At 73.2% G+C, this 23,191-nt stretch carries 19 protein-coding genes and 2 tRNA genes; 3 read left to right on the forward strand and 18 right to left on the reverse strand.

All coding sequences use genetic code 11. The features are described from left to right. Positions 1-29: 29 nt before the first annotated feature. From ACFYYB_RS11530 to ACFYYB_RS11550, 5 genes are all read right to left on the reverse strand, one after another. Positions 30-103: transfer RNA gene (locus ACFYYB_RS11530), tRNA-Lys, on the reverse strand. A 111-nt stretch (positions 104-214) separates the two neighbouring features. Further along, a complete protein-coding gene (locus ACFYYB_RS11535; RefSeq protein ID WP_389434757.1) occupies positions 215-1,891 on the reverse strand; it encodes an AMP-binding protein in 1,677 nt (558 codons plus the stop codon). 58 nt (positions 1,892-1,949) lie between these two features. Next, positions 1,950-2,561, reverse strand: a complete 612-nt coding sequence (locus ACFYYB_RS11540; RefSeq protein WP_389434997.1) for a lytic polysaccharide monooxygenase — start codon at positions 2,559-2,561, stop codon at positions 1,950-1,952. Between the two features lie 257 nt (positions 2,562-2,818). After that, the gene (locus ACFYYB_RS11545; protein WP_389434758.1) at positions 2,819-5,698 is read right to left on the reverse strand and encodes an SPFH domain-containing protein; all 2,880 of its coding nucleotides are present in this window, start codon (positions 5,696-5,698) and stop codon (positions 2,819-2,821) included. Further along, complete coding sequence (locus ACFYYB_RS11550; protein WP_389434998.1) at positions 5,695-7,056, reverse strand: peptidoglycan-binding protein; 1,362 nt, start codon at positions 7,054-7,056, stop codon at positions 5,695-5,697. Before ACFYYB_RS11550 ends, ACFYYB_RS11545 begins: the two co-directional genes overlap by 4 nt. Positions 7,057-7,304: 248 nt before the next feature. On the opposite strand from ACFYYB_RS11550, the gene ACFYYB_RS11555 reads away from it, so the two are divergent. Next, a tRNA-Lys gene (locus ACFYYB_RS11555) sits at positions 7,305-7,378 on the forward strand. Positions 7,379-7,458: 80 nt separating this feature from the next. Here ACFYYB_RS11555 and ACFYYB_RS11560 read toward each other — a convergent pair. From ACFYYB_RS11560 to ACFYYB_RS11620, 13 genes are all read right to left on the reverse strand, one after another. Next, positions 7,459-8,085 carry a class F sortase gene (locus ACFYYB_RS11560; protein WP_389434759.1) on the reverse strand — a complete coding sequence of 209 codons (627 nt, stop codon included), beginning with the start codon at positions 8,083-8,085 and terminating at the stop codon, positions 7,459-7,461. A 48-nt stretch (positions 8,086-8,133) separates the two neighbouring features. Beyond that, entirely contained in the window at positions 8,134-8,805 is a 672-nt protein-coding gene (locus ACFYYB_RS11565; protein WP_389434760.1) for a hypothetical protein, read from the reverse strand. A 92-nt stretch (positions 8,806-8,897) separates the two neighbouring features. Further along, entirely contained in the window at positions 8,898-9,677 is a 780-nt protein-coding gene (locus tag ACFYYB_RS11570) for an HAD-IIA family hydrolase (protein ID WP_389434761.1), read from the reverse strand. 176 nt (positions 9,678-9,853) lie between these two features. Further along, positions 9,854-11,380, reverse strand: coding sequence for an alkaline phosphatase family protein (locus ACFYYB_RS11575; RefSeq protein ID WP_389434762.1), 1,527 nt, complete (start codon positions 11,378-11,380; stop codon positions 9,854-9,856). Between the two features lie 243 nt (positions 11,381-11,623). Continuing rightward, complete coding sequence (locus ACFYYB_RS11580) at positions 11,624-12,718, reverse strand: 2-aminoethylphosphonate ABC transporter substrate-binding protein (protein ID WP_389434764.1); 1,095 nt, start codon at positions 12,716-12,718, stop codon at positions 11,624-11,626. 73 nt (positions 12,719-12,791) lie between these two features. Then, positions 12,792-13,589: an ABC transporter permease gene (locus ACFYYB_RS11585; protein WP_389434765.1), complete on the reverse strand. Its 798-nt coding sequence runs from the start codon at positions 13,587-13,589 to the stop codon at positions 12,792-12,794. Next, positions 13,576-14,559, reverse strand: coding sequence for a 2-aminoethylphosphonate ABC transporter permease subunit (locus ACFYYB_RS11590; RefSeq protein WP_389434766.1), 984 nt, complete (start codon positions 14,557-14,559; stop codon positions 13,576-13,578). The genes ACFYYB_RS11585 and ACFYYB_RS11590 overlap by 14 nt, the downstream gene beginning before the upstream one ends. Continuing rightward, positions 14,552-15,601: an ABC transporter ATP-binding protein gene (locus ACFYYB_RS11595; RefSeq protein ID WP_389434768.1), complete on the reverse strand. Its 1,050-nt coding sequence runs from the start codon at positions 15,599-15,601 to the stop codon at positions 14,552-14,554. Before ACFYYB_RS11595 ends, ACFYYB_RS11590 begins: the two co-directional genes overlap by 8 nt. Beyond that, complete coding sequence (locus tag ACFYYB_RS11600) at positions 15,598-16,335, reverse strand: phosphonatase-like hydrolase (protein ID WP_389434769.1); 738 nt, start codon at positions 16,333-16,335, stop codon at positions 15,598-15,600. Before ACFYYB_RS11600 ends, ACFYYB_RS11595 begins: the two co-directional genes overlap by 4 nt. Before the next feature lie 4 nt (positions 16,336-16,339). Next, positions 16,340-17,461: a TIGR03364 family FAD-dependent oxidoreductase gene (locus ACFYYB_RS11605; protein WP_389434770.1), complete on the reverse strand. Its 1,122-nt coding sequence runs from the start codon at positions 17,459-17,461 to the stop codon at positions 16,340-16,342. Between the two features lie 147 nt (positions 17,462-17,608). Continuing rightward, positions 17,609-18,382: a GntR family transcriptional regulator gene (locus ACFYYB_RS11610; protein WP_274552871.1), complete on the reverse strand. Its 774-nt coding sequence runs from the start codon at positions 18,380-18,382 to the stop codon at positions 17,609-17,611. A gap of 107 nt (positions 18,383-18,489) precedes the next feature. Further along, positions 18,490-19,284 (reverse strand): hypothetical protein, encoded by a 795-nt coding sequence (locus ACFYYB_RS11615; protein ID WP_389434771.1) that lies wholly within the window; start codon positions 19,282-19,284, stop codon positions 18,490-18,492. Between the two features lie 297 nt (positions 19,285-19,581). Continuing rightward, the gene (locus ACFYYB_RS11620; protein WP_389434772.1) at positions 19,582-20,706 is read right to left on the reverse strand and encodes an ROK family protein; all 1,125 of its coding nucleotides are present in this window, start codon (positions 20,704-20,706) and stop codon (positions 19,582-19,584) included. Positions 20,707-20,762: 56 nt separating this feature from the next. Here ACFYYB_RS11620 and ACFYYB_RS11625 point away from each other — a divergent pair, with 56 nt between their 5' ends. Continuing rightward, positions 20,763-21,860, forward strand: a complete 1,098-nt coding sequence (locus ACFYYB_RS11625; RefSeq protein WP_389434774.1) for a Gfo/Idh/MocA family oxidoreductase — start codon at positions 20,763-20,765, stop codon at positions 21,858-21,860. A 106-nt stretch (positions 21,861-21,966) separates the two neighbouring features. Further along, the gene (locus ACFYYB_RS11630; protein WP_389434775.1) at positions 21,967-23,184 is read left to right on the forward strand and encodes an ALF repeat-containing protein; all 1,218 of its coding nucleotides are present in this window, start codon (positions 21,967-21,969) and stop codon (positions 23,182-23,184) included. The last annotated feature ends 7 nt before the right edge of the window (positions 23,185-23,191 follow it).

Consider the following 23,191-nt stretch of genomic DNA (forward strand, 5'->3'; position numbering starts at 1 on the left):
GTGAAACCGGAAACCGCCCGAAGGACAGGTGCGCCGCCAGGGACTCGAACCCCGGACCCGCTGATTAAGAGTCAGCTGCTCTAACCAACTGAGCTAGCGGCGCCTGCTGACAGAGAAAATACTACCTGCTCCTCCGGAGTGCTCAAAACCGGTTCCGGAAGCACCCGCCGCGACCCCTCGCGCGGCCCTTCGCCGACCCCGCCGGCGGCCGCGGTCAGCGGCCCAGCAGGTCGGCGCGGCCCTGGGCCTCGTAGGCCCCCAGGAGCCCCTCCAGGTCCTCCGCTTCCAGCTTCCGGTACGCGTCCTCGCCGCGCGGCCGCCACCAGACCGGGTCGGTGGTCCGGAAGGCCTCGGCGCGCAGGGAGACCCGGTGGACCTTGTTGGTCGCCGTGGTCGGCATGGCGCCGACCACGCGTATGTAGCGCGGGGCCATCTTGGTGCCGAGGTCGGGCTGGGCGGCGAGGAAGGACGCGAAGCCCTGCGGGGAGAAGACGGCCCCCTCGCGCAGGGCCACGGCCGCCATGACCTGGTCGCCCGCCACCTCGTCCGGTACGGCGTACACGGCCACCGCGGCCGCCCGGGTCCAGCGGGCCAGGATGTTCTCGATCACCGCGGCGGCCAGGTTCTCGCTGTCGACGCGCAACCGGTCGTCGGTGCGGCCCGCGAAGTAGAGGAAGCCGTCGGGGTCGCGGAAGAAGAGGTCCCCGGTCCAGTACCAGCCGTCGCGGGTGCGGGCGGCCTCCGCGCCGGGGTTGCGCCAGTAGCCCTCGAAGAGGCTGCGGCCCTTGTTGACCAGCTCGCCGATGGCCTCGGAGCCGTTGAGGAGCCGGCCGCGGGCGTCGAGCTCGGCCGGAGGGCACTCGCGGCCGGTCTCCGGGTCGATGACGGCCAGGTCGTCGCCGGCGCCCGCGCGGCCCAGGGCGCCCGGCGGGGTGTCGGGGGTGCGCTGGACGGAGGCGCCGCCCTCGGTGGCCCCGTAGCCCTCGACGAGGCGGACCCCGAAGCGCTCGGCGAAGCGGGCCGCGTCGACGGCGCCGGCCTCGGTGCCGAAGCCCAGGCGCAGGGTGTGCGCGCGGTCGTCGGGGCGGGGCGGGGTGGCGAGGAGGTACTGCACCGCTCGGCCTACGTAGGTGAAGTACGTCGCCTCGTAGGCCCGTACGTCGTCCAGGAACGCGGAGGCCGAGAAGCGGCGGCGCAGGGCCACGGCGGCCCCGCCCGCGAGGGCGGGGAGCCAGTCGGCGATCACCGCGTTGCCGTGGAAGAGGGGCATGCAGATGTAGTGGACGTCGTCCGGGGTGACCGAAAAGTGACGTGCGAGCGAGGCGCCGGCGCCGGCCAGGCGCCCCTGGGTGCAGATGGCGGCCTTCGGGGCTCCGGTGGAGCCGGAGGTGAAGTAGAGGAGCAGCCGGGAGGACGGGGTCGGACCGGGGCCGAGCGTCGCGTCGCCCGGCTTCGCGCCCGCGTACGGGGCGAGCAGGGCCGCGTACTCCTCCGTGTCCGTCACGAGCAGGCGTACGCCGGGCAGGTCCAGGCCGCGCAGCAGCGGCAGGTGGGTCCGCTCGGTCACCAGGATCCGGCAGTCGGTGTGCAGGATGTCGCGGGCCAGCTCGGGGCCGCGCCGGGTCGGGTTGATCCCGGCGACGGCGGCCCCGGCGAGGGCCGCCGCGCCGAGCCAGAACGGGAACTCGGGGGTGTTGTCGAGCAGTACCCCGATGTGCGGCTCCGCCCCCGGCGGCAGCAGGTCGACGAGGAGCGCGGCGCGCGCCGCGGCCTCCAGGGCGGTCCGGTGGTGGCTGAGGACGCCGTCGGCGTACTTCAGACCGGGCCGGTGGTCGCCCCATTGGCTCGCGATGAGCTCCGCGACGGTCTCGGGTGTCCTCGTCGTCCGCATGCCGCCGGAGAATAGCTGACGTTCCGTCAGAATTGAACGCCGTGGCGGGCCGTGGCGATCAGAACCGGACGTCGGAGCAGGAGTAGAAGGCCATCGGGGTGTCGTTGACCGTCCACACGGCGAGGATCATGTGCCGGCCGGTCTTGCCGCTCGGCATGGTGCCCTGGTGGACGGTGGTCATCGCGGGGCGGGCGCCGTTGTAGGCGACCGTGAGGAAGGGCTGCGGGTCGAGGGCGGCCCGGGTGAGCGGCTTGGTGGAGTCCCAGCCGTTCTTGGTGACGTAGTAGCGGAAGTCGGTGGTGGAGTGGTTCGCGGTGAACTGCCAGCGGAAGCTGTAGCTCTGCCCACTGGTCACCGGGGTGGCCGGCCAGGCGCCGCCGCGCGGGTCGTCGAGCTGCGCGAACTCCGAGTGGTTGCCCGCACATATGCGGCCGTCGGCGGGACCGGCCGCCGGGAAGCCCTTGAGGCCCTCGACGCTCTGCGGCTCCCACTGGATGGGGCCGCAGTCGGACACGGTCTTGTTGGCACAGAGCTTCTGGCGGCTGATCGGGGTGTCGGTGTACCCGTGGCTGCTGGCCGTGGGGGCCGTGACGAGCGCGAGGGCGGCGACGACCCCGAGGCCGAGGGTGGTGGCGGTGGCCGTGGCGGCGGCCCGCTTGGTTCTGGGCATGCGGAAGGAACGCATGAGGCTGATGCTCCTTGAACGTGGGGGGATGTCCGGAGAGAGCGTGCGCACGCGTGGGGATGGGCCGTACCGGGTTCGGCGGCACGGCCCGTTCACGAGCTTTGGCTTAGGTCTAGACCAAGTTCCACAGTATTGACGGGAGTTGGCCATGTCCAGACCAACGGAAGAACGGGTGGTCCGGACCACCCGGATTCCACCCGTTCTCCTGTCGGCCCGCGTTGGCCGGCTCGCGCTCGTGGGGACTACTCGGCGCGGCCCGTGTAGAAGGCGACGGTCAGGTCCTTCACGAGGGCCTTGCGCTCGTAGTCGTCGAGCTCGACGATCCCGCGCGAGGTGAGGCGGTGGACGGTGTCGTCCACCGCGTCGACCACCGAGGTCAGCACGGTGTCCCGGTGCTTCGCGTCGATCGCCGCGACCCGGCGTCGGCGCATGGCGTCCGCGACCTCGGGGGCGTACTCGATCCGGGTGGGCTGCGCCGAGAACACCTCCACCCCGACCGCCTCGGTCTCGGCCGCCAGCATCCGGGTCAGCGCGTCGCCGACGGCTTCGGCGTCGCGCAGGGTCGGGGCGGCCTCGTGGAACGCGTCGGCCGGGAGCTGGGACAGGACCCGGGCCATGGCCGATTCGACCTGCTCGGCGAGGTAGTCGACGTGGTCCTCCACCGCCAGGGTCGCCCGGGCGGTGTCCTTGACCTGCCAGACCACCTGGACCACGACCTGGAGGGCGAGACCGCCGGAGTCCACGGCGGGCATCGGGTCGCTGCGCCAGTGGCGCAGCCGGACGTCGACCCGGCGGCGCAGCAGGAGGGGGCTGATCCACGTCAGGCCGGTACGGCGGACGGTGCCGCGGTATCGCCCGAAGAGGGTGAGCACCCAGGCGTGGCCGGCGCGGCCGCGGCCGAGACCGCCGAGGGCGAGCAGGGCGACGACCCCGAGGAAGGCCAGCGGGGGCCAGAACCGTGCCTGCAGTCCCCGGTAGGGACGGGGCTCCGCGCCGAAGGCAACCGCGAGGGCGTCGGGGACGGCCCCGGCCCGCCACAGCACGACGGCGCAGCCGGCGAGCGCGATGCCGCCGACGGCCACGGCGATCCAGCCGGGGAGCACCGGGCCGCGGTGCTCGTGCAGCCGGTCGTCGCCCCGGGGTACGCGACGTCCGGGGGCGGGCCGGGTCGCGGCGGCCTTGGCCTTCGGCGGGGCCGGCTCCCCCGGCTTCGTCTGCGGGTTCGGCTGGGCCGCGCCGTGGAACGGGAGGTGCACCGGCACCTCGGTCACCGCTACCCCGCGGGACGGGGCGACCCGGGGGAGGTCCTGCGTGTCGTCCTCCGCGATGCGGGCGACGGCTCGCGCGACGACGTCGGCGACGTCCGGGCCGGCTGCGGCTGCGGCCTCGGGCCCGGGAACGATGGCGTTGCCGGTCGCGGGCAGCGGGCCGGTCGCGGCTTCGCCGGTGGCGGGCTCGCCGGTGGCCGGCTCGCCGGTGGCCGGCTCGCCGTGGGCGGGCTCGCCGTGGGCGGGCTCGCCCTCCTCGGCCGCGCCGGTGGCGGACCCGCCGGTGGCGGCCTGCTCGTCCGAGGTCTCCCGTCCCGAGTCAGCGTCGCCGCCTACGGGTCCCTTGCCTGCGGGTCCGTTGCCGACGGGGCTGCCGCCCGTGGGGTTGCCGCCCACGGGGTCGGCGTCACCGGCCGCGCCCGGAGCGGGCACGGACCAGGTCAACTCCCGCCCGGCGGGCGGCTCGGCCGGACCGGCGTCGCCCGGCTCGGGCAGGTCCCGTACGGGGTGCGGATCCGCGTACGCGGGCTCCGCGGCGGGGCCCGGGACCGCGTGCTGCGGGGCCCGCCCCAGCTCGGCGGACGAGCTGCCCTGGCCGGGCAGGTCCCAGGCGGCGGGCGGACCCGCGTGCCGCGGGGCGTGCTCCGCCCTGACCGTCGCGGCGGAGAGGGACACGGCCGGCGGCCTGGCCTCGTCGTCCTGCGGGTGCGGCCTGGCCGTCTCGGTGTCGGGGTGCCGCGGCCGGAGCGTGGCCGCAGCGGCGTGGGCCGCCTCGTCCTGGGGATGCGGGATGTCCACCCCGGGCCCGGCCTGGGCCCGCGCCGCGGGTACGTCGCCGCGCGCGGCCTCCCCGATCCGGCCGGCGGGCCCGTGCGGGGCCACGCCCACGGCGGGGAATCCGTCGGCTTCCCGTCCGTCCCCGGCGGCGGCCTCCGCATGAACGGGCCCGGAGAGCCCGGCCGCCAGGTCCCAACCGGTCGGCGCGGCCCACTCGGTCACCGTTGCCGCGGTCCCGGACGCGGACGCCGCGGAACCCACGGCCGGCACCGCGCCGGAGGCCACGGCCACGGAGCCCCCGACCCAGCCGACCACACCATGCGCGGAGGCGGCCCTGTCGGGCGCGCCCGACGGGTACGCCCCCCGCTCGGCGTCACCTTCGGCGAAGCCCCGCCCTGCCGCAGCCGGCGCGAACCCGCCCCGGTCGCACTCGCCCGACGCGGGCGAACCCCGCTCCGCCTCAGCCTCGGAGGCGCCCCGGCCGGCCCCGGCCGGCATGCGCGCGGCCCGGTCGTGCCCGCCCGACGCGTGCGAGCCCGGCTCGGCTGCGACCGGCAGGTGTGCGCCGCGCTCGGCGTCCGCCTCGGAGGGGATCCGTGTTGCCGCGACCGGCACGCCTGCGGCGGGTGCGGCCCGGTCGGGCGTGGCCGGGTGCGAGCCCGGCTTCGTACCGGCCCCGGGCTCGGCCGCCGCCCAGCCGGCGGTGACCGGTGCGGCAGCGGAGTGCGCGCCCCGCTCGGTGCCGGCCTCGGCCGGAACAGCCCACCGGGGAGCGGCAGCTGCCGGTGCGGATGCGTCCGGCACGGCTCCCGCCTGTGCGGCGGCGTCCGCACCCGCTCCGGCCGAAGAGCCTCCGGCGGCCGGAACGGCCCACCGGGGGCCCACCGCTGCCGGCACGGCAGCGCCGGGACCGGCTCCGGCTCCGGCTCCGGCTCCGGCCTGAGCGGCTCCGGTCAGGCCGGCTCCGCCCGAAGCCGCCTCGCTCCCGGCCTCCGCCGCCGGGGTCGGGTGCGGGGGGATCCGGAAGGTGCCCGTGGTCGATGTCGTGCGCGTGGGGTACATCGTTGCCTCCGTCATGCGAACAGCCGGCGCCAGGTTTCCGGGCCCGGGTAGCCGTTGGCCTCGGCGCCGCGCCAGCCCTGGGCGCGCTGGAACGCCTCGACGTTGCGGCGGTCGGCCTCGCCCCAGCGGGGGCCCGGTCCGGACAGGTAGTGCTTGCCGAAGCCCTTCTTCACCAACTGGCGGCCAAGGGCGGTGATGGACGGGTGGGTCGCGCCCGGCCGGAAGAAGGACGCCCCGGGGTAGGCGGGCTTGCCCGCGGGACCCGGTGCGCCGCCCGTGGTCGGCGGGATGTCCTTGCCCTGGTGCAGGGCGAGCAGCCGCCAGGTGTGCGCGCCCGGGATACCGTCGGCGTCCGCGCCCGTCCAGCCCTGGGCGCGCTGGAAGGCCGCGGTCGCCAGCCGGTCGGCGTCGGTCCACTTGGAGCCGATGCCTTGCGGGTAGAACCGCAGCCCGCCCCGGTCGGACAGCATCCGGCCGAGCTGGGTGATGTAGGCGTTGTCCGCGCCCGGCCCGAATTTCGAGGCTCCGGGGTAGGTGGCGGAGACGCCGCCCGTGCCGCCCGGTGCGGGCGGTTCGCCCGTGACCGGGGGCTCGGGAACGACTCCGCCGGCCACCCCGTTGAACCGGTACGGGACGTACTTCACCGCGTTGTTCCAGTAGCCGTACGGCGTGGCCAGCTTCCGCGTCGTCGGCCGCGTCTGCTCGTAGGCGACGTAGTGCGTGCGCGTCTGGTCCACCCACCCCCCGAAGAGCACGACGTGCGAGCCCTTGTTGGGGTCGGCCGGGTTGTGGAAGAGCAGCATGTCTCCCGGGAGCAGCTCGTCCTTCGTGATCCGGGTCGCGAACTTGTCGAGGCTCCCGGTCCACTCGTTCGTGCCGAGGTTCCAGGCCATCGAGACGAAGCCGGAGCAGTCCTGCCGGTACCCGTCCGACCAGTACTGCTCCATGCTGTACGGGACCTGCGCGTCCAGCCACAGCTTCGCCCGGTTGATGATCGTCGCCCGGTCGGTCCGCCGCACCGCCGCGGGTGCTCCCGGCAGCCCGGCCGGCTTCGCGGTGGTGCCCTTGCCGCCCTTGGGCCCGTGCAGCGGGGCCCGGCCGCCCTGGGGGGTGCCCGGGCCGGGGTCGTCCAGCGCCACCCGGCCGCCGGGGCCCGGCGCGGTGGCCGCGGCCACGGATGCGCCGCCTCCGCCGAGGACCACCCCCGCGGCGGTGGCCAGCACCAGCGCCCGGCGGGCTCCGCGCGCGGCGGGGTGTCCGCCGTCGCGCAGCGGTATGGCCCGGGCGCGCGCGAGCGTCCGGCGGCGCTGGGCGCAGCCTTGGCACGGGCAGTCACCGGTGGGTTCGTACTCCTCGAAGGAGGGCAGCGGCATCGGCGGCATCGCCTCGGCCATCGGCGTCACTTCGTACACATGCGTCGGAGGCTGCATCGTCATGCGGTTCCGTCCACTCCCCTGCTCGTCGCCGGTCGGCCGGGACCGCATCTGGCGGGGCATCAGATCCGGCCTGGCCCAGACATATCGTGCACGACAAAACCCCCAAACATGGGTTAATCGGACAGAACGCGCGCGGCTTGTCACGAGCACCCGCGGCGGTGGGGTAGAGTTTTCCCTGTCACCAAGCGCCGCTAGCTCAGTTGGTTAGAGCAGCTGACTCTTAATCAGCGGGTCCGGGGTTCGAGTCCCTGGCGGCGCACAGACACGAAGAAGCCCCTCGCAGTGAGAACTGCGAGGGGCTTCTTCGTGTCCGGTGAAACTCCGCAGAAGGCCCTGTGGTCAGGCCGCCGTGCCCGGGCGGATTCCGGCGCCCGTCAGGTACGCCGATACGACCACGTTCGCCGAGTACTCCTTGGCCGCCTTGTCGTAGGTGCCGCCGCAGGTGACCAGCCGCAGTTCGGCCCGGCCGCGGACCTTGGGCCCGTACACCTTGGCGGGATCGAAGTCCGCGCGCTCGTGGACCCGTACGTCCTCGATCGTGAACTCCGCCACCGACCCGTCGGCCCGCACCACGCGGATCTTGTCGCCGGCCTTCGCCGAGCTCAGGCCGTAGAACACCGCCGGCTTGGACTTCGTGTCCACGTGGCCGACCAGCAGCGCGGTCCCGGCCGTGCCGGGCTGGGCGCCGCCGCGCCACCAGCCGACCGTGCCCGGGTTCTCGTACGGGGGCGGCTCGATCGCCCCCTGCGCGTCGAGGTCCCGGACGATCACCGGGGCCTGGATGCCGAGGGACGGTACGTCGACCCGCGCGGGCACGGCCGGCCCCAGCGGGCTGTGTGCCGCGGGCATGCCCGGGGCGGCCGGTCCGCCGGCCTGCCCGGGCAGGGGTATCGCCACTCCGGTGATCTCCCGGCCCCACAGCCACAGGCCGAGGACCAGCACCGACCAGGCCGCGAAGGTCAGCACCCGGGAGCTCCCGGAACTCCTCGGCTCGCCGCTCACCCGATCACCCGGTCACTCGCCGCTGCGGCGGCGGCGCAGGGTCAGCGCACGGCCGGCGACCGCGAGGGTGGCCGCGGCGGCGAGCACGGCGCCGATCACGGTGTGCGGCAGGCCGGGCCCCTCGCCGTCGTGGCTCTTCTTCGCGGCCGCGGCGAGCTGCGCGGAGTCGGCGGCCTTGGCGGCATCCGCCGCGCCCGCCGCCTTCGACTTCGCGGCGATCTCCTCGGACATGCCTCCGCCGCCCGCGTGGACCGGCCACACGGGTGTGTGGTGGGGGTCGGGGCGGTGCTCGCGACGGCGCTCGACCTCGATCGTGCCCCACTCGCGTTCGCCGCCGCGGCCACCGCACTTGATCTTGATGTCGTGGCGGCCGGGCTCCGCCCAGGAGCGGATCATCGCGTCGCCCCACAGGGTGCGGCGGTCGTCGCGGCCGGTGGAAAGGCGGACCTCGGAGACGAAGACGACGGACGAGGCGACGGCCCAGTCCTCCTCACAGCCGCGGACGCGCAGTTTGACCTGCGCCCCCGGCTCCGCCGGATTGGGGTCGGCCGAGACGCTGCCGCGGTCCCGGTCGCGGTTCCAGTCCTCCTCCCCCGCGAAGGCGAAGGGAGCGGTCACGGCGGACAGGGCCGTCAGGGCGACGGCCACCCCGGTGACACGGAAAGCGATCAAATCACTGCGCATGGTGAACCTCCTCAACAAGGAGATTCACGCGCGGCGCGCCGCTCCGCATCCGGAGCGGCGCCCTCTTGGCCCGTACGTGTCAGCCGTACGACCTAAACCAGATCCACCAGATCGGCGATGGAGTCGAACGTGTGGGTCGGCCGGTAGGGGAACTTCTCGGTGTCCTCGACCGACGTGAGACCGGTCAGGACGAGGAAGGTCTGCATGCCCGCCTCCAGCCCGGCGAGGATGTCGGTGTCCATCCGGTCGCCGATCATCGCGCTGCTGTGGGAGTGCGCGCCGATGGCGTTCAGGCCGGTGCGCATCATCAGCGGGTTGGGCTTGCCGGCGAAGTACGGCTGCTTGCCGGTCGCCTTGGTGATCAGCGCGGCGACGGCTCCCGTGGCGGGCAGCGGGCCCTCGGTGGAGGGGCCCGTCTCGTCCGGGTTGGTGCAGATGAAGCGGGCGCCCGCGTTGATCAGGCGGACCGCCTTGGTCATGGCCTCGAAGCTGTACGTCCGGGTCTCGCCCAGCACCACGTAGTCCGGCTCGTGGTCGGTCAGGACGTAGCCGATGTCGTGCAGGGCGGTGGTGAGACCGGCCTCGCCGATGACGTACGCGGTGCCGCCCGGACGCTGGTCGTCGAGGAACTTCGCGGTGGCCAGGGCCGAGGTCCAGATGTTCTCCACCGGGACGGACAGGCCCATCCGGCTCAGGCGGGCCTGGAGGTCGCGGGGGGTGTAGATCGAGTTGTTCGTCAGCACCAGGAAGGGCTTGCCGGACTCGCGCAGCCGGTTGATGAAGGCGGCGGCGCCGGGGATCGGGGTTCCCTCGTGAATGAGGACCCCGTCCATGTCGGTGAGCCAGGATTCGATCGGCTTGCGCTCTGCCACTGGACTGTTCTCCGCTCTCGGTGGCCTGACCTCTGTGACCTCTGGTCTCTACCACCTTATCCGGGCCGGACCGCGGACGCGTGGGGCGTCCACGGCCCGGACCGCACGGCGGAACGGGCTTCCGCGAAGGCCCTTCGAAGGCCCCCGCCGAAGGTCCCGTACCGCCGGAAGCGACCTCAGCCGAGCTTGACGTTGTCCACGGTCCAGTACCAGTTGTTGCTGCCGGCGTAGCGGAAGCGGACCTGGACATCGGTGGCGCCGGCCGGGATCTGGAGCGCGATCGATTCGGAGCGGGCGACCGCGTCGGCGGTGTAGCTCTTGACGACCGACGCGGCGGCGCCGTTGTAGGAGACCAGGACCTGGGCGGTCTGGCCGGCCTCGTGGTGGTAGTGCGTCTGGAAGGTCAGGTTGCGCGTGGTGCCGCCGGTGACCGCCCACTTGGGGGTGATGAGCGTGGAGTCGTAGGAACCGGTGTGGCTCTTGTCGTCCCACTCGTCGGAGTCGGCGACGGCGAAGACGTCACGGGAGCGGACGTTCAGCTCGCGCCACTGGTCGCGCTGGGACTGGCTCCAGAACTCGTCGGTCGCGAAGGCCCATCCGGCCCACTCGGTGACACCGCCGGTGCCCATCTTGGAGTTGTCGACCGACCAGCCGGCGGGCGGGGTGTGCGTGAAGCCCTTGGTGCCGGCCGGGATGCCCGTCTCGTCCACGCGCGCCTGGAGGTTGGGGCGCAGGGTGTCGAAGGGGTCGTCGTCCGGGGCGTTCAGCGGGACGCCGTCCAGCCCGGTGGTGGGGACGCCGACCTGCTGGAGCGCGGTCGCGGCCACGTCCACCAGCTTCACGTCCTCGCGCACCGAACCGGCGGGGATGCCGGCGCCCTTGGCGATGACGAAGGTGCCGCGCTCCTGGATGGTGGAGCCGCCGTGGCCGCCCGCGTTGGTGTGGCCGTGGTCGGTGGTGACCAGGACCTTCCAGTTCTCCTGGGCGTAGGTCGGGCGGCTCTGGACGGCGGTGAGGAGCCGGCCGACGAGGACGTCGACGCGGGCGATGGTGTCCAGGTACTCCTGGCTCGCGGCGCCGGAGGAGTGGCCCGCGTGGTCGATCTCGCCGAAGTAGACGAAGGCGGCATCGGGGTTCTGGTCGCGCAGCTCGGCGGAGGCCGCGGCGGCGATCTTCGGGTCCTCGCTGCCGTAACCGTCGCGGTCGCCCTTGAGGTTGAGGCGCTTGTCGACCTTGGCGGAGAAGATCGGGCCGTTCTGGTCGGTGGAGGTGATGGGCTCCCAGTCGGCGGCCGCGTAGGTGTTGAGCGCCGGGTTGGCGTTCTCGACGCGGGTCAGGAAGTCCGGGTAGGCCGTGTAGTTCTTGCCGGTGAAGGAGTTGTCCTTCACCCCGTGCTTGTCGGGCCAGACGCCGGTGGCGATCGTGGACCAGCCGGGGCCCGAGGAGGTGGCGGCCATCGGGTTCGCGTACAGGGTGCTCTTGGCGGTCAGACCCTGGGCCATCAGGCCGTTCAGGTAGGGGGCGTTGGCAACCTTGACGCGGTCCAGGACCGTGCCGTCGATGCCGATGACGAGGACCTTGTTCGTGACGGCGGCGGCGCCGGCTTCGTCGGCGGTCGCGGCGTGGGCCGCGAGACCGGTGGCGAGCAGGGCGGTGGCGGTGGCGGCCACGGCGAGGGTCCGTCCGGACAGGACAGTGGGCACGTACTCCTCCGGGAGTAATCGTGGGGAAGGCACAGGGGACGTACGGGGCGTGCGGTCGTACGGGGCATGCGGTCGTACGGGCATGCCGTCGTGCGGGCGTACGGGCGCATGCCGTCGTGCGGGCGTACGGTCGTGCGGCAACGCGAGCGAGCGTACGGCGGGTCCGGACTGAAGACGAGACTCGGTCCAGACCCGTTATCCGCTCGTCACTCTCCCGGTCGCGAGTGACCGGGAGGCGACCAGTCAGCTGCCGGTCGCCGACTTCCACGCGTCGACATAGCCGGTGAGGTTCTTGTCGATGTCGGCCCAGTCCGGCTCGAAGACCTCGACTCCGGTCATGAGCTTGGTGAGCTCGACGGCGTTGGCGTCGGTGGGCTTGACGTCCGTGCGGGACGGGAAGCCGCCGCCGACGCCGCTGACCAGCTTCTGGGCGTCCTCGCTGAGCAGGTAGTCGAGGAGCTTCTTGCCGTTCTCGGTGTGCGGGGCCTTCTCGACGAGGCCGGCCGCGTACGGGAGCGAGAAGGTGGTGGGCTTGCCGCCGTCCTTGGCGGGGAACCAGATGCCCAGGTTCGGCATGGACTTGGACTGCGCGAAGTTCATCTGGACGTCGCCGTTGGCGACGAGCAGCTCGCCCTTGTCGGTCTTCGGCGCGAGCTTGCTGGTGGAGGACGACGGGCCGACGTTGTTGGCCTGGAGCTTCTTCAGGTACTCGTTGGCCTGCTCCTTGCCGCCGAAGTCGTGCATCGCCTTGATGAGCACGGCCGTGCCGTCGCCCGCGACGCCCGGGGTGGAGTACTGGAGCTTGCCCTTGAACTTGGGGTCGAGGAGCTCTTCCCAGGTCTTGGGGGCGGTCGACAGCTCCTTCTTGTTGTAGACGAAGCCGAAGTAGTTGTTGACGACCGAGGTCCACTTGCCGTCGGAGGACTTGTTCGCTCCGTTGACCTTGTCGGCGCCCTGCGGGGTGTAGGCCTGGAGGAGGCCCTTGCCGTCGGCCTGCTGGATGAACGGGGGCAGCGTGATCAGGACGTCGGCCTGCGTGTTGGTCTTCTCGCGGACGGCGCGCTGCACCATCTCCCCCGAGCCGCCCTCGACGTACTTGACCTCGATGCCGGTCTTCTTCGTGAAGTCGGCGAAGACCTTGTCGTACCAGCCGTCGCCCTTGTCGCCCTTGAGGCCGTCGGCGCTGTAGACGGTGACGACCTTCTCGCCGCCGCCCTTGGTGTCGGCGGAGTCGGCGGAGCCACCTGAGGACGAACCACCGCAGGCGGTGAGTCCGGCGGCGAGGGCGAGGCTGCCGGTGATGGCGGCGGTGATGCGGAGGTGTCTGGTGCTGGGCATGGAACTTCCTTACGGGGAAAGGGAGTCGGCAGGAGTTCGGCGGGGGTGGCGCACAGGGGTCGAGCGGGGTGGTTCAGCGGTACGTGGCCTTGGTGCGGACGCGGGAGACGGCCAGCAGGACCAGCAGGGTGGTGGCCATGAGGACCACGGCGACGGCGGATCCGCTGAAGAGCGAGCCGCGGTCGGTGGCGGTGAAGATCCGGACCGGGAGGGGCATCCAGTCCGGCGGGTAGAGCATCATCGTGGCGCTCAGCTCGCCCATGGACAGGGCGAAGCAGAGCCCGGCCGCCGCGGTCAGCGACGGCAGCAGGAGGGGCAGCTTGACCCGCCACAGCACGTAGGAGGGACGGGCGCCCAGGGAGGCCGCCGCCTGCTCGTAGGCGGGGTCGAGACGCACGATGGCAGCCGAAACCGACTGGTAGGCGAACGCCGTGACAAGAATGGTGTGCGCCAGGATCACGATCGAGCTGGTGCCGTTGAGCAGCAGCGGCGGCTTGCTGAAGGCGACGAGCACGGCGAGGCCGACGACCACGGACGGCACGGCGACGGGCAGCATGAACAGCGCGTCCAGAGAGCTCTTGCCGCGTCGGCGCAGCCCGGCGGCGGCGAGCGCCGCCCAAGTGCCGACGGTGAGCGCGATCAGGCTGGCGGCCAGGGCGGTGAGCAGCGAGGTGGTCAGCGCCTGGAGGGATTCGCCCCGGACGGCCGCCGCGTAGTTCTCGGTGGTGGGGCCGGAGGGGAAGGCCCCGGACCAGTGCGTGGAGAAGGACGCGGCCACCACGACGAGCAGCGGCAGGGCGAAGAGGGGCAGGAAGAGGATGCCGAAGAGGCTCCAGGCGGCCCAGCGGCCGCTCTTGCTATGCACCAGCACGCTTGCTCACCACCCGGTAGAGGCCGAACAGGCCGACGGAGATCACGATGTTGACGACGGCGACCACGCAGGCGGCGGCGTAGTCGGATTCGAGGATCGCCTTGCCGTAGATGAGCATCGGGAGCGTGGTGACGTCCTTGGCTCCGGTGAACAGGACGATCCCGAACTCGTTGAGGCACATGACCAGGACGAGGCTGCCGCCGGCGGCGAGGGCCGGGAGGGACTCGGGGAGGATCACCCGCCGGATGATGCGGCCCGGCTTCGCGCCGAGCGAGGAGGCCACCTCCAGCTGGGCGGTGTCCAGCTGGGAGAAGGCGGCGAGCAGCGGGCGCATCACGAAGGGCGTGAAGTAGGTGATCTCCGCGAGGAGGACGCCCCAGGGGGTGGTCAGGAAGTGGAAGGGGCCCTCGGCGGCGCCGAATCCTTCGGTCCACAGGCCGTTGGCCATGCCGACGGTGCCGTAGATGAAGAGGAGGGCGAGGGTGATGAGGAAGGAGGGGAAGGAGAGGAAGACGTCGATGAACTTGGCGACGGCGCGGGCCCCGGGGAACGGGACGAAGGCGATGACCAGCGCGAGCGCGAAGCCGAGGACCAGGCAGCCGGCGGTGGCGCCGACGGCCAGCCAGACCGTGGTGCCGAGCGCTTCGCGGAAGGAGTGCGAGGCGAAGACGGAGGCGTAGGCGTCGAAGGTGCCGCCCCCGTTCTCGGGGGACAGCGACTGCTGGACGACCAGCACGAGGGGGTAGAGGAAGACCGCCGCGAGCACTGCGACGGGAGGCACGGTCCACAGCCAGCCGGGAACGCTACGGGGCGCACGTGCGGCCTTCGCCGCGAAGCCGTCGGGGGCTCCGGCCGGGCTTTCGGGCGTGCCGGGGGCAGGGCTTCGTACGGGCTGGTGGGGGACGGCCGGAGCGGGGGTGGCGGTTGCCGGCCCCGCCGCGGGTGTGCGCCGGTCCGTGGCCTCAGCCATCGGAGACCCCCGCCGCCAGCAGTACCGCGTCCCGCGGCTCGAAGTGCAGGGTGACGTGGTCGCCCAGCGCCGGGGTCTCGCGCAGTTCGGGCAGGTCCGCCTTGACCCGGTGGCCCTCGATGTCCACGTAGAGCCGGTGGGTCGAACCGCGCCACTGGACCTCGGTGATGGTCCCGGTCAGCGCGTTGGGGCCGGCGCCGAGGCCGAGCAGGTGCGGGCGGACGCACAGGGTGGCGCTCGCGCCGACGGCCGCGCGGCCGGAGTCGAGGGCGAGGGGGTGCCCGGCGAAGAGGGCGCCGCCGTCGGCGACGGTGACGGGCAGCAGGTTGGCGTTGCCGACGAAGGAGGCGGTGAACTCGGTGCGTGGGGCCCGGTACAGCTCCTGCGGGGTGCCGCAGTCCTGGAGGCGGGCCTGGTCCATGACGGCGATCCGGTCGGCCAGGGTCAGCGCCTCGACCTGGTCGTGGGTGACGTAGAGGATCGACACGTCGGGGAGTTCGCGGTGCAGCCGGGCCAGTTCGGTGAGCATCCCTGAGCGCAGCTGCGCGTCGAGCGCGGACAGCGGCTCGTCCAGGAGGAGGACCCCGGGGCGGATGGCGAGGGCGCGGGCGATGGCCACGCGCTGCTGCTGTCCGCCGGAGAGCTCGCGGGGGTAGCGCTGGGCGTAGGCCGCCATCCCGGTCATCTCCAGGGCCTCGGCGACGCGGCCGGGGATCTCCGCCTTGGGCGCCTTCTGCGCCCGCAGGCCGAAGGCGACGTTGTCGGCGACGCGCATGTGCGGGAAGAGCGCGTACTGCTGGACGACCATGCCGATGCCGCGCTTGTGCGGCGGGAGCGCGGTGACGTCCCGGCCGCCGATCAGGATCCGGCCCGAGGCGGGCCGCACGAAGCCGGCCACCGCGCGCAGGGCCGTGGTCTTGCCGGAGCCGGAGGGCCCGAGCAGCGCCATGACCTCGCCGGGCTCGACGGTCAGGTCGAGGGAGTCCAGGACGGTGTTGCCGCCGTAGGCGACCGAGACGGAGTCGAAGCGGATGCCGCTCACGCGCCGGGCTCCCCGGACTCCTCGTGCGCGACGCGCTCCAGCAGCGCGGGCAGTTCGGCGACGGAGCCCAGGACGTGGGTGGCGCCGTGCCCGGTCAGGGCCGCGCGGTCGTGGGCGCCGGTGAGGACGCCCGCCACGATCCCGGCGCCGGAGCGGACGCCGCTGAGCATGTCGTACGAGGTGTCGCCGGCCACCACGGTGTCCCGTACGTCGGCCACGGCGCCGGTGCGCAGGAAGGCGGCCAGCACCATGTCCGGGTAGGGCCGGCCGCGGCCTCCCGCGTCGGCGGGGCACAGGGTGAGGTCGGCCAGGTCCTGCCAGCCGAGGGCGTCGAGGATGGCGTCCTGGGTGACGCGGGCGAAGCCGGTGGTCAGGACCACGGTGCGGCCGTCGGCGCGGAGCTTTTCGACGGCCTCGCGGGCGCCGGGGACCGGGGCGATGAGGCCGCCGTCGACGAGTTCCCCGTAGGCCTGCTCGAAGGCGGCGTTGGCGCGCTGGGCGAGGTCCTCGGCGCCGAAGAGGTGGCGGAAGACGGAGATCTTCGACTCGCCCATGGTGTCGCGGACGTACTGGAGCTTGCCGGCGTGATCGGCGCTGCCCGGCTCGACGCCGAGGCGCTCGGCGGCGCGCTCGAAGGCGCGCTCGACGAGGCCGCCGTCGGCGACGGTGGTGCCGGCCATGTCGAGGACGATCAGTCGGCGGGTGGGGGTGTGGGGGGTGCGGATGTCGGTCATGGTGCTACCAGCCCAGTTCGTTCGCGGTGGTTTCGGCTATGGCGGGCGAGCAGGTCATGCCCCGGCCGCCGGGCCCGGTCACCAGCCAGACGCCGTCGGCCACCTGCTGGCGGTGGACGACGCGGGTGGTGTCGGTGCACTGCGCGTACACGCCCGCCCAGCGGTGCCTGATCTGCGGCAACGGGCGGCCCAGGAAGGACTCGACGACCTCGGCGAGGTGCGCGTAGGGGTCTTCGAGGGTGTCGAACGCGAAGGGGTGCTCGTACTCGTGGGTGTCGCCGATGGTCAGTCCGCCATCCTGCCGCTGCACCATCAGGAGCTGCATCTTGTGCGCGGCGGCGATCGGCGCCTGGGCCTGCTCGGCGTTGAGTTCGTCGAGGGCTTCGCTCTTGTAGGCGGGGTAGTAGCGGAAGCTGTCGGCGTCGGCGACCGAGGTCGTCAGGGGCTCGCCGAGCGGGGCGGTCTGCATCATCTGCAGCCGGACGCGGCGCACGGGCAGCTCGGGGGCCAGCTCGCGGACCAGGCCGGAGAGCCAGGCGCCGGTGGCCAGGATCACGGCGTCGCCCCGGTGGACGTCGCCGTGGTCGTCGCGGACGGCTCCGTTCCCGACGACCTCGCGCACTTCCCGTCCGGGGAGGAAGGTGTAGCGGCCGGAGGCCTTGAGGGCTTCGCGCAGGTGGAGCTGGGCGGTGCGCGGCTCGACGGCCGCGTCCCGCTCGCACCACAGGGCGGCCTCGAACGCGCCGCGCAGGGCGGGGTTGATCGCCCTGGCCTCCTCGGCGGTGACCAGCTTGTAGCCGCGGGCGGCGGCGTCGGGGCGGGCCACGGCGGCCTCGGCGACGGCGTACTCGCGGGAGTTGCGCACCGGGGTCAGCGAGCCGATGGCGCGGAAGCCCAGGCCGGGCACCCGCTCACCGATCGCCTCCCAGAGCTCGCGGGCCCGCAGGGCGGTGTCGAGCTCCTCGCCCCCGGCCCGGCCACTGACCCAGATCTGGCCGAAATTGCGCAAGGACGCTCCGCGGGCCTCCGCTTCTCGCTCGATCTGGACGACCTCGTGGCCGCGTTCCACTGCTTGCCAGGCGTGCATGGTGCCTACCACGCCGCCTCCGACGACTATGACTCTCACGTGCTCCAAGGTGACGGCGGCCCGTGACCCCGGAGGATCCCCCGGGCGACGCTCCGGTGAACAGCCTCCAACGCTTGGACTAGACCCGTTATCGTTCCGTGATGCGACTCCGCCCCTTTTCCATGCTTACGGGGGCTTCGGGTGGGGCTACTCGGGCTGCAGGTGGGTCGTGAAGCTGAACCGGTCACCACGGTAGAGAGAACGCACCCGCTCCAGCGGCCTGCCGTCCTGGTCCCGGGAGAAACGGTGGATGAGCAGCATCGGGAGCGCGGGCGGGGTGCCGATCAACAGGGCTTCGCGGGGGGTGGCGAGGACCGTTTCCAGCTTCTCGTCGGCGTCGCCGAAAGAGATGCCGAGGCTGTCGTGGAGGTAGCCGTAGAAGGAGGAGTCCGGCTGGAAATCGATGTCGAGGCGGGGCGCACGGGCGACCCGGACGTACGTGCTCTCCAGCCCGACCCGCTCCTCGTCGGCGAGCAGCACGCGCTCCAGGTGCCAGACCGGCTCCCCGGGCTCGGCGCCGATGCCGGGGGCCACGGGCGCCGGGCAGGGAAAGCGCTCCAGGCCGATCAGATGGCGGCCCGGGGTGCGCCCTTGGCGGCGCACGCCCTCGGTGTAACTCGCCAGCGACAGGGGCTGTTCGAGCTTCGGCCCGGCGGCGACGGTGCCGCGGCCCGAGCGGCGCAGCCGGCCCTCCAGCAGCAGCTCGCGCAGGGCCTGGCGGACGGTCTCGCGGGAGACCTCGTACTGCTCGGCGAGATCCCGCTCGGTGGGGAGGAGTCCCCCTTCGCCGAGCTCGTCGAGCAGCCCGGCGATGCGGGCCTTGACGGCGTAGTACTTGGGGATGCGGCCGTGCTCGGGGATGCCGGAGCGGACGGGCAGGCCGGGCTGGTGGTGGTGCGCGTAGGCGGTCGGTTCTTCCACCCTCGGACTCTACGTGGACCGCTCCGGGTGGACTGCTCTACGCGGACCGCTCCGGGTGGACTGCCCCGGGTGGACCGCTCCACACGGACTGCTCTACGCGGACAGCTCTACGTGGACTGCGGCCCTTGCCGCCCCTCACGTCGCAACCGGCGGGCCCCGAGCAGGAGTCCGCCGCCTCCGGCCAGGGCGGCCGCGGCGCCGGCCGCGTACGTCCAGGCCGCGGGGGTGCGGCCGGTCTCGGCCAGCGCTCCGGCCTCGCCGGTCTCCGCGTCCGGGCCTTGGACCTCGAACCGGTAGCCGCCCGTCTCCCCGATCCAGTCCCCGTCGTCGCCCTTGCGCTGCACCAGCGCGGCGTCGGCGACGGCTTCGCCGAGCGGGGCGCCGGGGGCGAAGGCGAGCCGGACGGTGACGGTCACGGAACCGCCGGGACCGATGGTGAAGCCGGAGAACGCGTCGCCACCGTCGAAGACGGCGACGATCTCGTCCCGGTCGGTGCGCTCCAGACTGACGGGGAGGGCATGGCCGGGGGCCGCGCCGCCGGGGGCGTCGAACTCCATCCGGAAATGGGCGGGCCGCAGGGCACGGGCCGGGTCGGTGAAGACCACGACGGGGTGGATGGCCGTGCACGGGGACGTGGTGGTGTTGGTGAGGTCGAGGTACCAGGTCTGCGCCGCACCGCCGGTCCGGTACACGGCCGGCCCGCCGCGAATACGGGCACCGATGGGGAACTGCGCGCTCTTCCCGTCACCGCAACTGGCCTCCACCCGCGAGGGCAGCGCGGGCGCGGGGCGGGCACCGCCGCCGTTGCCGATGTCCGCGTACGCAGTGGTGCCCGTGCTGACGGCGGAGGCGGTGGCGGCCACGAGGACGGCTGCGAGGGCAAGGGCTTCGCGCAGTCGCATGGAGAACCCCTACTCGCCGACGCCAGAACAGAACGACCCATCAAACGATTGCCGGACAAACCGACAATCACCCCGGCCTTGCCCGCACCCTCCCACGCCCGCCAACCCCCTTGTCCAGCACCACGCCCGACCTCTCCCCATTTCCCCCCATTCGGCGCACACCCCCAGCCCCCCCTCCAGTCGGCAGCCACCACCCGGCCGGGAGTGCCGGAAGCCGGAGAGCCAGGGAGTCAGAGCCAGAGAGTCAGGGAGCCAGAGAACCAGGGAGCCGGTGAAGCGAGGCAGAGCGCCAAGGGGTCACGTCCCTCGCCCGAACAACGGGCCGAGCACCAGCTCCGCCGCCCCCTCCGCCACGCCCCCCTCCGCGAGTTCCACCCTCACCGAGCCCCCCACAAAGGCCCGCACCCCCAGAACCCTCCGCACCCCCTCCAGGAACACGCCCGGCGCAGCCGCCACCACCCGGCCCCCGAGCAGCACCCGGTCCACATCCAGGAGCGCGACCAGGTTCGCCGCCGCCTCCCCCACGATCCGCGCCGCTTCCTCCAGCCGGCCGCCGGCCACGGCGTCCAGGCACAGGACCTCCGCGCACCCGCGCCCCCCGCACCGGCAGGCAGGCCCGTCCAGCCGCAGCACCTGATGTCCGAACTCCCCCGCCGCCGAGCGCCGCCCCCGGTAGACCTCGCCGCCGCCGGCCAGCCGGAGCCCGGCCCCCAGTCCGGTGCCCACGTGTACGTACGCCACGGCCTCCCCGAAGGCGGCCTCTCCGAAGCCGGCCCCCGCCGCGACCCCCGCGTTGGTGTCCTTGTCCACCCGTACGGGAACCTCCAGCCGCCCCTCCAGCACCTCCCGCAACGGGAACCCCTCCCACTCCGGGAACCCCGTCACCCTCCCCAGTACCCCGGTCCGCCAGTCCAGCGGCCCCGGCGCGGCCACGCCGACGCCGAGGAGCGGCCGGTCACCGCACACCCGCGCGACAGCCCGTACGACCTCCTCGACCACCGCGTCCGGACCGGCGCCGAAGTCCAGCGGGGCACGCCCGTCCGCGACGACGCGGCCCGCCAGGTCGACCCGTACCGCCGTGAGCTCGTCGCGGTCCAGGTGCACCCCGACCGCGTGCCGCGCCTCCGGGACCAGTCTCAGCAGCGTGCGCGGTTTGCCTCCCGTGGACGCCTCGCGTCCGGCGTCGGCCACCAGGCCCTCGCCCCGGAGCCGCGCGGCGATCTTGCTGACCGCCTGCGGGGTGAGCCCCGTACGCGCGGCGAGGTCACCGCGGCCGAGCCCGGCGGGGCCGGCTCCGCGCAGGAGATCGAGCACCAGCGCGTCGTTGTGCCCGCGGAGCACGGGCAGATTCACGCCGCTGGCACCACTCACGTCGCCCCCGCCACCCCTGCTGTCCCTGCCGCTCCCGCTACCCCTGTCCACCTGGCCATTGTCCACCCTCCTTGCACTTAAGCAACACTGTTGCCAAAGTAGTCACCATGAACGCCACCGCCCCCACCCCCTCCCCCACACCTCTTCGCGTAGGTCTCGTCGGCTACGGCCTGGCCGGTTCCGTCTTCCACGCCCCGCTCGTCTCCGCGACCGAGGGCCTGGTCCTCGACACCGTCGTCACCTCGGACCCGGGCCGCGCCGCCCAGGCCCGCGAGGCCTACCCGGGCGTCCGGATCGCCGCCACCGCCGACGAGCTGCTCGCCCAGAGCCCCGCCCCCGACCTGATCGTCATCGCCTCCCCCAACAAGACGCACGTCCCGCTCGCCACGGCCGCCCTCACCGCCGGCATCCCCGTCGTCGTGGACAAGCCGCTCGCCGCCACCGCCGCGGAGGCCCGCGAACTGGCCGCGCTCGCCGAGCGGACCGGCACCTTCCTCTCCGTCTTCCAGAACCGCCGCTGGGACAACGACTTCCTCACCCTGCGCCGCCTCCTCGCCGACGACGAGCTGGGCGAGGTGCAGCGCTTCGAGTCCCGCTTCGAGCGCTGGCGCCCGCAGCTCAAGGGCGGCTGGCGGGAGTCCGGCGCCCCCGAGGAGATCGGCGGGCTGCTGTACGACCTCGGCAGCCACGTGGTGGACCAGGCGCTGGTGCTGTTCGGCCCCGCGGTACGGGTCTACGCGGAGACCGACGTACGCCGCCCGGGCGCCGAGGCGGACGACGACACCTTCATCGCCCTCACCCACGCGAGCGGGGTCCGCTCGCACCTCTACGTCAGCGCGACCACGGCCCAGCTGGGCCCGCGTTTTCGCGTACTGGGCTCCCGCGCGGGCTACGTCAAGTACGGCCTGGACCCGCAGGAGGGGGCACTGCGCGAGGGCCTGCGCCCCGGCGACCCCGAGCGGACCTGGGGCGAGGAGCCCGAGCACCTGTGGGGCCGGCTGGGCTCGGGGGAATCGCCACTGACCGGCGGCGGCACGCCGGTACGAACCGCCCCGGGCGACTACCCGGCGTACTACGCGGCCGTGGCGGCGGCCCTGCGCGACGGCGGCCCGGCCCCCGTCACGGCCCTGGAGGCGGCGCACTGCCTGGACGTACTGGAGGCGGCCCGCAGGTCGTCGGCGGACGGACGAACCGTGGATGTGTGACCTGACACATCCGATTCACAAGGAAAATGGGCCTCTTGCGCGAGAGGGGCGATCTACAGTTTGCATAAGTAAAAGATCGTCGCATGTGTGAAGAATGGTGCCCCCAGTGAAGCTGCCCCGTCTCGCCACGGCCCTCGCCGTCGGCGCGATAGCCCCGGCCGTCCTCCTCTCCTCCCCGGCCTTCGCCTCCGACACACCGTCACCCGCCGCTCCCCCGGCGCCTTCCGCACCGGATCAGGGTGCGCCGGGGAGCGGTCCGTCGCAGGGGGAGGCCGGCGCCCCGGAGGACGCCGGGCAGGCCGCGGAGGACCGGAGGCGGATCGAGGCGATCCTGGCGGACCCGGAGACCGGTCCCGGTGTGCGCGAGGCCGCCGAGAAGGCGCTCAAGGGGACGGCCGCGGACATGCGGCGCTTCCTCGACGTCATCTGGGCGCAGCAGCAGTACGTGGACGACCGGGTGAAGGTCACTCAGATCTTCAGCACCGGAGGCCGCGGCGTGCAGCGCGAGGCCAAGAAGGCCCTGGCGGCGGGCACGCAGGCCGCGCTCACGGAGTTCCTCAAGAACGGGCAGCACGTGGCCCGGCTGGAGGACGACACCGTCGAGATGCTGAGGATGCTGACGGGCGCGGGCAAGGGCATCACGGAGCGGGTCAATCATCTGCTCAGCCACGGAACGCGTGAGGAGATCCGCGCGTTCATCGAGACGGAGCAGCACGCGATCCGCGCGGACGACGACAGGGTCGCGATCCTGCGGATGCTCAAGGACGCGGGCCCCTCCCTCGAGCAGGGCATCCAGAAGTTCCTCGACGGCAACCCCACCCCCGCGCAACTGCGGGAGTTCGTCACCACCACGCAGCACAAGCTCCGCGACATGGACAACAGCCTCCTCATCGCACAGATCGCGAGCGTCGGCGGCCCCGAGGTGCGCAAGGCCGCCGACGCGGCGCTGCGCGGCACGCCCGAGGACCGCGTGGAGTTCCTCAAGACCGGCCAGCACGTCGCACGCGAGAAGGACAAGGCCGCGGAGGAAGCGGCGGACAAGCCGGACGAGGGCGGCGAAGAAGGCGACGCGGGCGGCAAGGGTGACGACGCGGACACGGGAACCACGACGCCCATCGTCGACCACGACAGCAACGGCGGTACGGGGACCGGGACGGGAACGGGCAGCCAGGCGAACCCGGCCGGCGGCACCTCCGGCAACCTCGCCAGCACGGGCGCGGGCGCCGAGAACGGCTGGATCGCCGGCGGAGCCGCCACCGCGTTCGCCGCGGGCGCGGGCCTCGTGCTCGTCAACCGGCGGCGCCGCATGCCGTCCGGGCGCTGACGGGCGC

Source organism: Streptomyces sp. NPDC002886, assembly GCF_042888445.1.
GTDB lineage: Bacteria > Actinomycetota > Actinomycetes > Streptomycetales > Streptomycetaceae > Streptomyces.

Coding starts and splice junctions, on each gene's coding strand:
- ACFYYB_RS11535 (WP_389434757.1), bottom strand. CDS start 1,891: ATGCGGACGACGAGGACACCCGAGACCGTCGCGGAGCTCATCGCGAGC.
- ACFYYB_RS11540 (WP_389434997.1), bottom strand. CDS start 2,561: ATGCCCAGAACCAAGCGGGCCGCCGCCACGGCCACCGCCACCACCCTC.
- ACFYYB_RS11545 (WP_389434758.1), bottom strand. CDS start 5,698: ATGACGGAGGCAACGATGTACCCCACGCGCACGACATCGACCACGGGC.
- ACFYYB_RS11550 (WP_389434998.1), bottom strand. CDS start 7,056: ATGCCGCTGCCCTCCTTCGAGGAGTACGAACCCACCGGTGACTGCCCG.
- ACFYYB_RS11565 (WP_389434760.1), bottom strand. CDS start 8,805: ATGCGCAGTGATTTGATCGCTTTCCGTGTCACCGGGGTGGCCGTCGCC.
- ACFYYB_RS11580 (WP_389434764.1), bottom strand. CDS start 12,718: ATGCCCAGCACCAGACACCTCCGCATCACCGCCGCCATCACCGGCAGC.
- ACFYYB_RS11590 (WP_389434766.1), bottom strand. CDS start 14,559: ATGGCTGAGGCCACGGACCGGCGCACACCCGCGGCGGGGCCGGCAACC.
- ACFYYB_RS11600 (WP_389434769.1), bottom strand. CDS start 16,335: ATGACCGACATCCGCACCCCCCACACCCCCACCCGCCGACTGATCGTC.
- ACFYYB_RS11615 (WP_389434771.1), bottom strand. CDS start 19,284: ATGCGACTGCGCGAAGCCCTTGCCCTCGCAGCCGTCCTCGTGGCCGCC.
- ACFYYB_RS11625 (WP_389434774.1), top strand. CDS start 20,763: ATGAACGCCACCGCCCCCACCCCCTCCCCCACACCTCTTCGCGTAGGT.